Origin of the sequence: Massilia sp. 2TAF26, assembly GCF_052115005.1 — a bacterium.
Lineage (GTDB): Bacteria > Pseudomonadota > Gammaproteobacteria > Burkholderiales > Burkholderiaceae_D > Telluria.
In genome coordinates this window covers 103,595-117,319 of sequence record NZ_JBFRFV010000016.1, presented here as the reverse complement: position 1 = coordinate 117,319, position 13,725 = coordinate 103,595, and the positions used below count along the sequence as shown (strand labels likewise).

General features: G+C 67.9%; 10 protein-coding genes. 4 read left to right on the top strand and 6 right to left on the bottom strand.

The window, feature by feature from the left end; genetic code table 11:
* Positions 1-5: 5 nt before the first annotated feature.
* Together AB4Z32_RS17355 and AB4Z32_RS17350 are read right to left on the bottom strand one after the other, a co-directional pair.
* Positions 6-1,262, bottom strand: a complete 1,257-nt coding sequence (locus AB4Z32_RS17355; protein ID WP_442123103.1) for a c-type cytochrome — start codon at positions 1,260-1,262, stop codon at positions 6-8.
* Positions 1,259-2,014 carry a c-type cytochrome gene (locus tag AB4Z32_RS17350; RefSeq protein ID WP_442123102.1) on the bottom strand — a complete coding sequence of 252 codons (756 nt, stop codon included), beginning with the start codon at positions 2,012-2,014 and terminating at the stop codon, positions 1,259-1,261. The genes AB4Z32_RS17355 and AB4Z32_RS17350 overlap by 4 nt, the downstream gene beginning before the upstream one ends.
* A gap of 180 nt (positions 2,015-2,194) precedes the next feature.
* On the opposite strand from AB4Z32_RS17350, the gene AB4Z32_RS17345 reads away from it, so the two are divergent.
* Positions 2,195-3,835 carry a hypothetical protein gene (locus tag AB4Z32_RS17345; protein ID WP_442123101.1) on the top strand — a complete coding sequence of 547 codons (1,641 nt, stop codon included), beginning with the start codon at positions 2,195-2,197 and terminating at the stop codon, positions 3,833-3,835.
* A gap of 14 nt (positions 3,836-3,849) precedes the next feature.
* Here AB4Z32_RS17345 and AB4Z32_RS17340 read toward each other — a convergent pair whose 3' ends face one another.
* From AB4Z32_RS17340 to AB4Z32_RS17330, 3 genes are read right to left on the bottom strand one after another with little or no spacing between them, the layout of a single operon-like run.
* Entirely contained in the window at positions 3,850-4,227 is a 378-nt protein-coding gene (locus AB4Z32_RS17340) for a c-type cytochrome (RefSeq protein WP_442123100.1), read from the bottom strand.
* A gap of 53 nt (positions 4,228-4,280) precedes the next feature.
* On the bottom strand, positions 4,281-4,979 hold the full coding sequence (locus tag AB4Z32_RS17335; protein ID WP_442123099.1) for a 3'-5' exonuclease: 699 nt from the start codon (positions 4,977-4,979) through the stop codon (positions 4,281-4,283).
* An 18-nt stretch (positions 4,980-4,997) separates the two neighbouring features.
* Positions 4,998-5,534, bottom strand: coding sequence for a ProQ/FINO family protein (locus AB4Z32_RS17330; protein ID WP_442123098.1), 537 nt, complete (start codon positions 5,532-5,534; stop codon positions 4,998-5,000).
* 600 nt (positions 5,535-6,134) lie between these two features.
* Between AB4Z32_RS17330 and rpoD the strand changes: the two genes are divergently transcribed.
* The 3 genes from rpoD (at position 6,135) to AB4Z32_RS17315 (ending at position 10,731) form a co-directional block, all read left to right on the top strand.
* A complete protein-coding gene (rpoD, locus tag AB4Z32_RS17325) occupies positions 6,135-8,867 on the top strand; it encodes an RNA polymerase sigma factor RpoD (protein WP_442123097.1) in 2,733 nt (910 codons plus the stop codon).
* A gap of 92 nt (positions 8,868-8,959) precedes the next feature.
* Positions 8,960-9,775 (top strand): transporter, encoded by an 816-nt coding sequence (locus AB4Z32_RS17320; protein ID WP_442123096.1) that lies wholly within the window; start codon positions 8,960-8,962, stop codon positions 9,773-9,775.
* A 218-nt stretch (positions 9,776-9,993) separates the two neighbouring features.
* On the top strand, positions 9,994-10,731 hold the full coding sequence (locus AB4Z32_RS17315; protein ID WP_442123095.1) for a hypothetical protein: 738 nt from the start codon (positions 9,994-9,996) through the stop codon (positions 10,729-10,731).
* 51 nt (positions 10,732-10,782) lie between these two features.
* Here AB4Z32_RS17315 and ppc read toward each other — a convergent pair whose 3' ends face one another.
* Complete coding sequence (ppc, locus tag AB4Z32_RS17310; protein WP_442123094.1) at positions 10,783-13,602, bottom strand: phosphoenolpyruvate carboxylase; 2,820 nt, start codon at positions 13,600-13,602, stop codon at positions 10,783-10,785.
* Positions 13,603-13,725: the final 123 nt, after the last annotated feature.

Here is a 13,725-nt window from a genome sequence, read left to right as displayed (position 1 = left end):
CCAGGTCAATCGAGCGGCACCGCGCGATAGCCGTTGACCTCGGCCGGCGTCACCATGCGTGCCGCATTGCCCCAGCTCGCGCGCGCATAGCTCACCACCGCCGCGACTTCGGCATCGTTCAGCACCGGGCTGTAGGGCGGCATGCCGTAAGGGCGCGGATTGCCCGCGGTCGAGGGCGCGAAACCGCCGTTCAGCACGATGCGGATGGCGTTGACGGGATTCGCCAGCTGGAGCGTCCGGTTGCCGGCCAGGGCCGGATAGGCCGGGCCGCCATCCTCGCCGGCGGCACCGCGTCCATCCTTGCCGTGGCAGTCGGCGCAATGCTGGCCGTAGAGCCGGCCGCCGAGCTTCATTAGCGCCTCCGGCGGCGGCTCTGCCGGCGCGCGCTCGGCGGCGTCCGCCGGCAGGGATGTCAAATACACCGAGATCGCGCCGATGTCGCCGTCCGACAGGTGCTGCAGGCTCTGCCCGACCACCTCCGCCATCGGCCCGAACACGGCGCCGCGCGGCGAGACCCCGCTGCGCAGCAACTGGGCCAGCTGCGGATCGTTCGATGCCAGCGGAGGCGCATACCAGCCCAGCACCGGGATCAGGCCGCCGTGCAGGCCTTCGCCGCTGGCGCCCAGGCCGTTGCGCGGGCTGTGGCAGGCGCTGCAGTGACCCAGTCCGTCGACCAGGTAGGCGCCGCGGTTCCAGTCGGCGCCGCGCGCGGGCTCGGGTGTGAAGACGCCGGGCTTGAAGTAGAGCAGGCGCCAGGCCGCCAGCGCCGCCTGGCTGCCGTAGGGTGCGCTCAGCGCGTGCGGCTGGCGTGCATTGCGCTGCGGCGGCAGGCTGCGCAGGTAGGCGAACAGGGCGTCGGCATCGTCGCGCGTGACCTTCGTATAGTTCGGGTAGGGGAAGGCCGGATAGAGCAGGCGGCCGCCGGGCGCGATGCCGTTGTGCAGGGCGTTCCAGAAATCGTCGGCGCTCCAGGCGCCGATGCCGGTCTCGCGGTCGGGCGTGATATTCGGCGCCATCACCCGGCCGAAGGGCGTGTCGACCGCGCGTCCGCCGGCATAGGCGGCGCCGCCGCGCACCGTGTGGCAGGCGGCGCAGTCGCCGGCGCGCGCCAGGTAGGCGCCGCGCGCGATGTTGCCGGCCTCCGACGCCCAGGCTTGCGGCGAGCGCGAGGGGATGAATTCGGCGCGCGGCCAGGCCAGCAATGCCGCGGCGACGGCGAGGACGAGAAGGACGCCGAGGGCGATCAGGATGCGGCGCTTCATGGCTTCGGCTCCGGGGCGCTGCCGCAGGCCAGCGGCAGGGGATGGGAAAGGGATGGCGCCGGGCTCGGGTCGGCCGGCAAGGCTTCGCTGGCCAGCCAGGCCGAGATCGCCGAGACGTCGGCGAGGCTCAGGCGCGAGGCGATGCTGCCCATGCAGTCCGGGGCGAGGGCGTGGCGGCTGCCGTTGCGCCAGGCGCCGAACTGGGCGTTGATGTAGTCGCGCGGCAGACCGACCAGGCCGGGGATGGCGGGCAGGGCGCCGGTCAGGCGCTCGCCATGGCAGGCGATGCAGGCCGGCACCTTCAAGGCGGTATCGCCACGCGTGACCAGCTGGCGGCCGCGTTCCAGTTCGGCGGCCGGCAGGCTGGCGCGGTCGAGCACCGGCGCCGGCAGGTGCTGGGCCGAGAAATAGTCGGCGATCTCGCGCAGGTAGTCGTCGGACAGGTGCTGGACCATCCAGGTCATCAGCGGGTACTGGCGCCGGCCTTCGCGGAAATTGCTCAATTGGTTATACAGATAGCCGGCCGGCTTGCCGGCAATGCGCGGATAGTACTGGCGCTCGCTGCCGGAACCGGCCGCCGCCGGCGGCGTGGTCGCGCTGCCGTGGCAGGAGGCGCAGGCGGCCAGGCGCTGGGCCAGGGTGCCTGGCACGCGCTGTTGCTGTGCCTGTACTTGCGCCTGCACTTGCGCCTGTACCGCTGCGGGAGCCGCCAGCGCGCAGGCAAGCAGGAAGGGGCGGATGAAACCTCGCATGATGAATTCCGGTTGGGAATGCTGCTAGGGCACGGCACGCGGCCGCGGCGTTTTTGTCTTCCGAGCAATATTGTAAACGAATAAGCATTGGAGGCGGCAGTGCGGTCGGTGTCGCTTCCTTCTCCCGCGGCAATGTTTTTATGCTAAATTTTCTTACTTGCAATTCTGGAAATATGCTCCATGCATAAACTGTCTTCCCTGATCCTTTTCGCGGCCGCCTGGGCCGGCGCCGGCCACGCCGCCGAAGTCGATGTCCGGCTTCGCCTGCTGGCCGCGGATGCGCTGGAAGTCAGCTACACCTTGCCTCCCGCTTGCCATGGCCTTGCTTTCCTGAAGGGCGGCGAGGCCGGCCGCGAGACGCGCGCAGGCTGGCTGCCGCAGGGGCAGGAAGGCGTGGCCGGTGCCGACCGGCTCGAACGGCGCGGCGAAGCGTCCGCTTCGGTGCCGACAACGCTGCGTTTCCGGGTGCCGGCCGGGACCCGCCACATCGGCTTTCCGGCCGCCTTTCCGGTCGGGCAGGGACTGTACGTCCACCTGTCGAACTATGCGGTGGATGGCAGTTGCGGCAAGGTGATATACCGGCTGGCGGCGCCCGGCATCGCCGTCGCTGGACACGCTTACCGGGATGCCGCGGTGGCCGCCGAGGGCGCCGACGCCGCGGTCCTGCTCTTGATGGCGCCGCTCCCGGATCGGGATGGCGCGGTGCCGGCCTATTTCGATCCCCGGCTGCCGGCCGCCGCGGTGGCGCAGATCAGGGCGGTGGCGGACGGCACCGTCGAAGTCCTGCACGGCGCGCTGCCGCATGCCCGCTTCACGCGCCCGATCGTGGCCGCGGCCTATGCCGAGGAGCCGGGCGGCCCGAACATCGGCGGCGACGCTGCCGGCGTGCTGCGCCTGGCCCTGTTCAACTGGCCGCGCGAAGCGGGACCGAACGAGCAGGCCCAGCTGACCCGGCTGGTCTCGCATGAATTCAGCCACCGTTTCCAGTTGCGCGACGCGGCCGACGTCTACCCGGACGCGCGCCTGATCCACGAGGGCGGAGGCGAATTCCTGCGCTGGATGGTGTCGCTGCAGAAGGGCTGGCTGACGCCGGAGAAGGCGGCGGCCGACCTCGACCAGGCGCTGGCCGACTGCATGCTGTATACCGAGGGGCGCAGCTGGCGTTCGCTGTCGGCGCGCGAGATCGCCGGCAACCGCCTCGAATACCGCTGCGGCCTGCCGGCCTGGGCGTATGTGCTGGCGGCGCGCCAAGGCAGCGGCACGGCATTCGCGCGCATCGACGGCTTCTACCGCGAACTGGGCGCCGGCCGCCGGCCCGACTTTGCCCAGGCACTGGAATGCGGCGAGACGCCGGCATGCCGGGCCCGCCGGCTTCCGGCGCTGCTGGGCGCGGATGGCGCGATGGAGGCGCAATGGGCCGGCCTGTTCGGCGAGACCGGCCTGGCCGCCCCGGTGGCGCCGACCCGGGCGCAGCAGAACGCGATGGTGTTGCGCGCCATGATCAAGCTGATGAAGGACGACTGCGGCGGCGCCAGTGGCACCACGGAAACGCCGGACGGCGTCATCCTCGACGGCATGAAGTCCTGCAAGACCTTCTCCCGCGACGCCTACGTCACCACGATCGAGGGCTTGCCGGTATTCGGCGACCCCGCCACCGGTGCCGCCATGACGGCCGCCTGCACTGCGCGCCATGCGCTGGTGCTGGGCCTGAAGGACGGCGGCACGCTCAGCGCGCCTTGCCCCGAACCCTACCGGATGCGCACGGCCTTCTACCAGGTTGACATCGGAAAGCTGCTGGCCGCGCTGCGGCGCGCGGAATAGCCGCCGAATGACCGCTAGCGCGCATCCTGGTAGCTGCGCAGATAGGCCTGCAGCGCGAGGATCTGGTTGGCGTCGCTGATGCCCCAGAAGCGCATCTTCGTGCCGGGCACCGCCTTGCCGGGGTCGCGCAGGAAGGCGGCCAGGGTCTGTTCGTTCCAGACGATGCCGGCGTTCTTCATCGCCGTGGAATAGGCGTAGTCGGGCGTGGAGCCGGCGCGGCGGCCGAACAGGCCGTTCAGCTGGGGGCCGAAGCCGCCGTGAGCGTTGGGGCCGACCTGGTGGCAGGAGGCGCATTGCTGGAAGATGCGCTGGCCGGTGGCGGCGTCGGTGCCGGAGGGGGCGCAGCCTTGCAGCAGCGATGTTGCGAGCAGGAGAGTGACAAAATGCTTCATGCCGCGATTATAGGCTGCCGGCCCAGACCGGACCGGTAGCCCGGCGGGCGGCGTCAGGCGCTGGCCTGGGCTTGCGCTTGTGCCTCGGCTTGCGCCGCGGCACGCACTGCCAGCCGGGCGGCGTTGCCGGCGGCGCTCTCGGCCGCGGCCGGGAAGTGTTCGCGCCAGTGGCGGTAGATGCGCAGGGCCACGTGGGCATCGTCGGCCGCGTACTGGATCTGCTGTTCGGACAGGCGCGGCAGCGCCCAGTTGGTGGTGGTGATACGGCGCGACTTCTGCAGCCGCTTGCCGAAGAAGCGCGCGACCGCGGTCTTCGCGCCCCAGGCGTTGCGATCGCGCGGCTGGACCGAGCGCAGGGCGGTGGCGAGGTCGATCACGTTGCGGGTGTCGATGCCGAGCTTGGCGCGCAGGCGGCGCAGGTCGTCGCCGAGGCCGAAGCCGACCTTCAGGATCGCCGGCGACTCCAGCACTTGGCGCAGTACCTCGGCCAGGTGCGGCGCGGTGGCGGAGCCGGTCTGGAACAGCCAGGCGCGACGGTCGTCCGCGAGCTGCACCAGATGCGGCCCGGTCGATACTTCGCCTTTCTGGAAAGTCGGCTTCGATTCGGTATCGAAGCCGATCGCATCCGCGGCCAGCAGGGCGGCAAGCGCGGCCTGCGCATCCTCACTGGAACGCACCAGCCGCACGTCCGCCAGCGCGATGCCCTGGTAGGGCGGCAGCTCGTCTTCGGCGGCCGGGATGGGTTCGCTCATATGATCAGTTTTATCTGCTCATTTGCGCGAGAACTTCGACGCCAGCTGCTGCAGCTTTTCCTGGCGCTTGCGCTCCGCCTCTTGCTGGGCCGCGGCTTCGCGCTCGGCCTTCTTGCGCTCGGCTTCCTTCTTGAAGCGCTGCTGCAACAGTTCCTTGGCGTGCTGGCGATGGGTGTCCGTCACCTCGGCGCCCGGCTTGCCGTCCAGGTCGTAGCGCACCGTCGCCTTTTCCATGGCGCGCAGGTAGCGCATCGAACCGGTGTGGATGCCGAGTGCGGCGCGCATCAGCTTGCGGTTCAGGCTGGGCAGGCGGGCCAGCAACTGCTTGTCGATGCCGATCTCGAGCGGCAGGCAGTTGCGGAACGCTTCGAACTGCTGCTGCAGTTGCTTGAGCAGGGCGCGCGGAGAATCCGCGGCCGGCGTCCCGGCGGCCGGCGCTCCGGCGGCCGGCGCATCGGCCGGCGTGGTGGCGGCAGCGACCGGCTCCGGCGTGGTGTCGGCAGCGTTGTTTTCGTTGGCCTCGGGGGATTCGGCGACGTTACTAATCGTATTCATTGACTTCATGGTAAGAACAGGAAGCGGAAGGATAGCATGGCAAGGCGGCAGATGTACCGCTGAGCCGTGTAAGGGTTCGTCGACTCCGCCGGCAGACCGTGATTTCCTTCGCGTGCGGCGGGCGCGGCAGCAAGAAATCGTGTATGATCCGCCCCTTTGCTTGCGCACGGCTTGCGCCGACGCAGACCGGCCAGGGGTCGGAGAATGCAGCGCCAATATGCGGATTCGTTATATCCATTATCGGATATTTCAATTATCGCTAAATATTTCCTTGGTGCATAATATGCCTGTCTCCTCTATTTCTCCCTTTGGAAAATAGCTCAAGCCCGTTCCTTGACGGGCTTTTTTTCGTTCCGACATGCTAAACCGCGATTTCAACCATTTTCCGAGCTGCTCTTGCCCTCCGTCCGTGCGTCCCGATGCCGCCAGTCCAGGCCGCGTCCCACGTCCGCCGGCAAGCGCTGTACGAAGTGCTTGATATCCGGCCGTCTGCCCTTAGTTAGGGCCATCCCGTTATTCCTCGCCCGAGGTCCGCAAGCGGACCAGGTGGCTTATTGACTTCGCAGGCGCGCATCCCGCCTCGACTGGAGAATGTTAATCATGAAAAACACCGCCAAGACATTGACACTGACAGCGAAGAAGGCGCCGGCGAAGAGCACGGCCCAGCTGTCCGTGCCGAAAACCGCGACCTCCTACTTCCTCGAAACGGAAGCGGCGGCAGGCGGTCCGGCGGCCAAGGTCACGGTGGTCAAGACGCGTTCCCGCCTGGCCTCGCTGAAAGCGGCCCAGGCCGAGCAATCGGCCGCCGCCAGCAGCCCCGCCGAAGTCCAGGCCGCGCAACTCCAGCCGGAGCAGTTCGAACGGTCCGCCGCTGCGGAAGCCGTCGCCGAAGGTGAGCAAGCCGCCGAGATCGTCGCCGAGACCGTGGACGACGCCGCACCGGAGGCGGCACCCGTGGTTGGCGCAGTTGCCGCGGTCGCCGCCGACGACGCCGATCCTGTCCCGATGCCGACGGCTCCGGCCGCGCCGCCGGTGATCGTGCGCAAGCGCACCTCGAAGCTGGCCGCCCTGAAAGCCGCCGCCGACACCGCCGTCGTAGCACCGGCCGCGGCACCCGCCGCCGCCGCGGCACCGGTCGCCGAAGAAGCGCCGGCCGCGCGCGTGGTCCGCACCCGCACCCGCCGCATCGACCCGTCGGCGTCGCCCGCCGCCGCGCCGACCGGCAGCGTCAGCACCACCACCGACGCCGCCGCGCTGGCCGCGATCGACACCTCCGGCTATCTGCTGCCGCAGGTGAAGGTGCCGGGCCGCCGCGGCCGCAAGCCGAGCGAGTTCGTGCCGGAGAACGACGAGATCGCCGCGCTGAACGCGGTCGAGCGCGCCGAAATGAAGGCGGCGTCCAAGCTGCGCGAACGCAAGGCCAAGGGCATCCCGGCCATGCTGGGCGCAGAGCAGGGCTTCTCGGGCGAGGAGCTGGAAAAGCGCCGCACCCAGCTGAAGAACCTGATCAACATGGGCAAGGAGCGCGGCTACCTGACCCATGCGGAGATCAACGACCACCTGCCGGAAAACATCATCGATCCGGAAGCGATCGAAGGCATCATCGCGACCTTCAACGACATGGGCATCGCCGTCTACGAGCGCGCTCCGGAAGCCGAAATGATGCTGCTGTCGGACGCCGTCGTGACCCCGACCAGCGAAGACGAAGTCGAGGCCGCCGCCGCGACCGCGCTGTCGACCGTCGACTCCGACTTCGGCCGCACCACCGACCCGGTCCGCATGTACATGCGCGAAATGGGCGCGGTGTCGCTGCTGACCCGCGAAGGCGAGATCGCGATCGCCAAGCGCATCGAGGAAGGCCTGAAGGACATGGTGCAGGCGATCTCCGCCTGCCCGGTGACGATCTCGGAAATCATCGCCCTGTCGCACAAGATCGCCAGCGACGAGCTGAAGATCGATGACGTGGTCGACGGCCTGATGGCGCCGGACGAAGGCGCCCCGGCCGCGCCGGCCAGCGCATCGTCGGACGAGGACGACGAGGAAGAGCTGGAAGACGAGGAAGAGGAAGAAGGCGCTACCTCCGGCAGCGCCGCCGCCGGCTACTCGGCCGAGCAGCTGGCCGCGCTGAAGAAGACCGCGCTGGACAAGTTCTCCATCATCGAGAAGCAGTTCGACAAGATGGGCCACGCCTTCAAGACCCACGGCTACGGTTCGCTGCAGTACATCGCGGCCCAGGACGTGATCTCGACCGAACTGCTGGGCATCCGCTTTACCGCCAAGATCGTCGAAAAGCTGTGCGACACCCTGCGCGGCCAGATGGACGAAGTGCGTTCGATCGAGCGCGCCGTGCTGGACATCTGCGTGAACCGCTGCGGCATGCCGCGCGCCCACTTCATCAAGGTCTTCCCGGGCAACGAGACGGACCTGGAATGGGTGCAGCGCGAAGTCGATTGCGCCTACCCGTACAGCGCCGTGCTGTCGCGTAACGCGCCGGCCATCATGGAACTGCAGCGCCGCATGATCGACCTGCAGGCGCGCGTGGCGCTGCCGCTGGCCGATCTCCGCAAGATCAACAAGCAGATGGCGGCCGGCGAAAAGCGCGCCCGCACCGCGAAGCGCGAAATGACGGTGGCCAACCTGCGCCTGGTGATCTCGATCGCGAAGAAGTACATCAACCGCGGCCTGCAATTCCTCGACCTGATCCAGGAAGGCAATATCGGCCTGCTGAAGGCGGTCGACAAGTTCGAATACCGCCGCGGCTATAAATTCTCGACCTACGCGACCTGGTGGATCCGCCAGGCGATCACCCGTTCGATCGCCGACATGGCCCGCACCATCCGCGTGCCGGTGCACATGATCGAAACGATCAACAAGATGAACCGCATCTCGCGCCAGATCATGCAGGAAACCGGCAGCGAGCCGGACATGGCGACCCTGGCGGCCAAGATGGAGATGCCGGAATCGAAGGTCCGCGAGATCATGAAGATCGCGAAGGAGCCGATTTCGATGGAAACCCCGATGGGCGAGGACGGCGATTCCCAGTTGGGCGACTTCATCGAGGACAACGCGACCCTGGCGCCGCTGGAAGCCGCGATGCACGCATCGATGCGCGGCGTGATCAAGGAAGTGCTGGACTCGCTGACCCCGCGCGAAGCCAAGGTCTTGCGCATGCGCTACGGCGTCGAGATGTCGAACGACCACACGCTGGAAGAAGTCGGCAAGCAGTTCGACGTGACCCGCGAGCGTATCCGCCAGATCGAAGCCAAGGCGATGAGCAAGCTGCGCCAGCCTTCGCGTTCGGACAAGCTGAAGACTTTCCTGCAGAATCAGTAAGCCTCGCGCTTTCTTCTAAAACGCCCCGGTCCGCCGGGGCGTTTTTTTGCCAGGAACAGGGGCGCCAGCACAGGCGCGCTAGAATAGGTCACATGACGAACCGACGACTTCTTTCACTGGCGGCGGCCATCCTTTGCGGCCTGGCCGCCGCCGGCGCGCGCGCCGATGACGGCGATGCAATCTCCACCGACCGTCCCGGCTTTGCCGAATCCAGCCAGACCGTCGGCAAGGGCCGCGTCCAGCTCGAGACCAGCCTGCAGTGGGACCGCCAGCGCGACGACGAACTCCATACCCGCACCTTGAGCACGCCGACCCTGCTGCGCATCGGCCTGGGCGCGAGCAGCGAGCTGCGCATCGAGACCGATGGCCGCACCGTGGTCCACGCCAGCGAGCCGTCCAGCGGCGTGCACACGACCGTGGCCGGCTATGCGGACACCGCGCTCGGCATCAAGTGGCACCTGGCCGATGCGCAAGCTGAAGGCCTGGCCGGCCGGCCCTCGCTGGGCCTGCTGCTGCACGCCGACCTGCCGAGCGGCAGCCGCGAGCTGCGCGGCCATGGCCTGCGGCCCTCGCTGCGCCTGGCGGCCGACTGGGACCTGGCGCAGGGCACCACCTTCAGCCTGATGCCGGGCCTGGCCACCGACAGCGACGACCAGGGCCGGCGCTACGGCTACGGTCTCCTGGCCGCCAACCTGGGCCGGGAATTCAGCGAGCGCCTGCGTGGCTTCGTCGAAGCGGCGGCGACCCAGATCGCCAGCGCCAAGCATGGAGGCACCCAGGCCAGCGTCGACGCCGGCCTGGTCTACCTGGTGAACAAGGATTGCCAGCTCGACGTCTCGCTGGTCCATGGACTCGACCGCCGCAGTCCGGACCTGAGCCTGGCTTTCGGGCTGTCGCTGCGCCGCTAGTGCGGCGGCTCGATCGCCAGGTACATGACGCCATGCAGCAGGGCGTACCAGGACAGTCCGAATTCCTTCGGCAGGCGTGGATGGACGCGATTCCAGGGCCGGGTGTCCGCTTGCGGACACTGTCCGCCGGCTTTCCCTCAGCTGTGGTGTGAGCAAATTGCAGTCTTGCAATCTGGCATGTTAGGATATTTTTAACTTAACATTTGCATAGGCAAGCCATGGCAGAGCTGGAAGTCGCCAAGCACGGCAAGAACGTCATTCACCTGATGACGAAAAAGGAACACAAGGTCTCGCACCGGATCCGCGAAATCGTCATCGAGATCGCGATCATCGTGTTTGCCGTCACCATGAGCATCTGGCTGCATGGCCTGAGCGAGCACCATCACCAGCAGCAGGAGGTGAGGACCTTCCTGATCGGGCTGAAGAGCGACCTGGCCGAGGATGCCGCCTCGCTTGCCGGCATCAAGGAAGGCTACCGCGGCTTCGATGCGAACTATGCCTACCTGGCCAGCCTCGATCCGGACAAGCAGCCGGACTGGGCGAAATTCCGGACCGCCTACGCCGGCTTCGACAGCAACTGGTTCTTCATCCCGACCAGGAGCCGCTACGACGGCTTCCTGATGAGCGGCAAGCTGACGAACATCGAGGACCAGAAGCTGCTGGCCGCCATCCTCAACCTCTACCAGTCCTTGCTCCCGCAGATCCAGACCTCGGAGGGAGGATGGCTGACCCGCCAGCGCAAGCTGCGCGACTATCGCGACGACAAGCTGGAGGCCGATGACGACCTGGCGCATTACCGATTCCTGACCGCGCCGAAGGCCAAGCGCCTGGTGGGGCAGATGCAGACCAGTCCCCAGCTCTACGAGCGCTACCAGGCCTATATCGACCAGAGCAGGCAGATCATCAAGACGGTCGACGCCCTCTATCCGGACCAGGCCGGCCGCAAGGCAAACTGAGCGGGAGGGAACCGTCGCTCCCGCTTTCGCGGGGACGACGGCAATGTCGGATCAGCCGGTGTTGCGCAAGCCAGCCGCAACACCGTTAATCGACAAATGAATCCCCCGATGCACCCGCACATCGATCTGCTCGGGATCCTGCGACAGCGCCCGGTGCCGCTGGATCAGCTCGACCTGCAAGTGGTTCAGCGGATCCAGGTAGGCGAAGCGGTTCTGGATCGACCGTGCCAGCAGCGGGTTCGAGGCCAGGCGGTAGGCAGCGCCGGTCACCTGTTCCAGGCAGCGCAGGGTCGCGCCGTACTCCGCCGCGATGCGCTTGAAGATGCGCTCGCGCAGCTCCACGTCCGGCACCAGCTCGGCGTAGCGGCCGGCGATCGGCAGGTCGGTCTTGGCCAGCACCATGTCCATGTTCGACAGGAGCGTCGCGAAGAAGGGCCACTGCCTGAACATCTCCTGCAGCAGCGCCAGGCGCTCCTCGCGCTTGCCTTCATCTTCGCCAAGCCAGCCCGAGACGGCGGCGCCGAAGCCGTACCAGCCCGGCAGCAGCAGGCGGCACTGGCCCCAGGAGAAGCCCCAGGGGATCGCGCGCAGGTCTTCGATGCGGCGGGTCGACTTGCGCGAGGCCGGGCGCGAACCGAGATTCAGTTCCGCGATCTCGGCGATCGGCGTGGCGGCGAAGAAGTAGTCCGTAAAGCCCGGGGTCTCGTACACCAGGTTGCGGTAGGCGCGATACGCCCGTTCCGACAGCTCGGCCATCACCTTTTCGTATTCGGCCAGGCGCGCCACCTGCACCGGGTCGACGCCGTGCGGCATCAGGCCGGCTTCCAGCGTGGCGGCCACCAGCAGCTCGAGGTTGCGGCGGCCGATTTCCGGGTTCGAGAATTTCGAGGAGATGATCTCGCCCTGTTCGGTCAGGCGGATCTGGCCGTTCACGGTGCCCGGCGGCTGGGCCAGGATCGCATCGTAGCTCGGGCCGCCGCCGCGGCCGACGGTGCCGCCGCGGCCATGGAACAGGCGCAGCTTGACGCCGGCCTGCTCGAACACCTTCACCAGCTTCAGCTCGGCCTGGTAGAGCTCCCAGTTCGAGGTCAGGAAGCCGCCGTCCTTGTTCGAATCCGAATAGCCGAGCATGACTTCCTGTAGCCGGCCCTGGTGCTCGATCAGCTCCTTCACGCCAGGGATCGCCATCCACTCGCCCATGATCTCGCTGGCGCGCTGCAGGTCGGGGATGGTTTCGAACAGCGGGATCACCATCACGTCGCATTCCTTGTCGCCGGGGCGCAGCAGGCCGGTCTCCTTCTGCAGCAGCAGCACTTCCAGCAGGTCGGACACGGTCTCGGTGTGCGAGATGATGTAGTTGCGGATCGCGCGCGCGCCGTAGCGCTGGCGGATCTCGCGCGCCGCGCGCAGCACGCCCAGCTCGGACTGCGTCTCGTCGGAGTAGGCGGCGTAGGGCGTGGTCAGCAGGCGCGGGTGGGCGATCTCGGCCAGCAGCAGCTTCACCTTGGCGGCTTCGTCGAGGCCGGCGTAATTCGCTTCGACGCCGGCGCCCTTGAACAGCTCGGCCAGCACGCGCTCGTGGATGTCCGAACTCTGGCGCATGTCCAGCGAGGCCAGGTGGAAGCCGAAGATGGCGACCGCGCGCAGCAGGCCGGCCAGGCGCGGCTTGACCAGGATGGCGCCGTGGTTGTTGGCCAGCGAATCGGCCAGCACCTGCAGCTCGGCCTGCAGCTCGGCCGGGCCGCCGTAGGCGTCGGCGTGGCCGACTTCCTTGCGCAGCGGATTGGTGGCGCCCAGCAGCCGCGCGGTCGAGGCCAGGCGCGCGTAGATGCCGATCAGGGCGCGCCGGTAGGGTTCGTCGGCGCGGTGCGGCGAGGTGTCCGGCGAGGCCGCCGCCAGGGCTTCGAGAGCGGCGTCGGCCGGCACCAGCAGGGTCGAGGTCGACAGCTCGGCGCCCAGCGCGTGCACTTCGTCGAGGTAGAAGTCGAAGATGGTGGTGGCGTGGCGCACCAGGGCGCGCTGCATGGTGCCGGCGTTGACGTTCGGGTTGCCGTCGCGGTCGCCGCCGATCCAGCTGCCCATCTGCAGGTAGGTGGCATCGCCCAGCTCCGCCTGCAGCTCGTCCTCGATGTCGTCGTACATGGCCGGCAGTTCGCGCAGGAAGGTCGTGCGGTAGTAGGACAGCGCGTTCTCGATCTCGTCGGCCACGGTCAGCTTTTCGTAGCGCAGCATGCGGGTCTGCCACAGCGTCGCCACGCGCGCCTGCAGCAGCATCAGGTTGTGGGCGCGCTCCTTCGGCGTCAGCGGCAGGTCGCGTTCGGCCAGCAGGCGGGCGATGTCGTGCTCGGCGTCGAGGATGGACTTGCGCTGCACCTCGGTCGGGTGGGCGGTCAGCACCGGCGAAATCAGGGCTTCGCGGAGAAAAGCCTTCACCTGCTCGCGCCCGACGCCGGCATCCTGCAGGCGCGCCAGCGCATAGGCCACGCTGGCCGGCTGGGCCTTCGATCCGGCCAGCTGGTGGGCGCGGCGGCGGCGCACGTGGTGCTGGTCTTCGGCGATGTTGGCCAGGTGCGAGAAATACGAGAACGCGCGCACCACCGAATTGGTCTCTTCGCGCGTGAGCTTCTTCAGCAGGGTGGTGAGTTCTTCGCCGGCCTGCGGATCGTCTTCGCGGCGGAAGCGCACGGCGGTCTGGCGAATGGTCTCGACGACGTCGAACACCGCTTCGCCCTCCTGGTTGCGCAGCACGTCGCCCAGCAGGCGGCCGAGCAGGCGGATGTCTTCTTTCAGCGGCGCGTCCTTGTCGCCGGCCTGGACAGGGGCGGCGGTTTGCGGATCGGCTTGGGGATCAAGGTTTGCAGCTTTGTTCATTATCGAGCACAGGTTGAATGATCGGGGTCCCATTGGGGGCACGGATGTACAACGATGCCATGGCGGTTGCCACGGTTCTGCAAGGGGCCGCATGCTAGAATTTGTGGTTGCAGGCATGCCGCC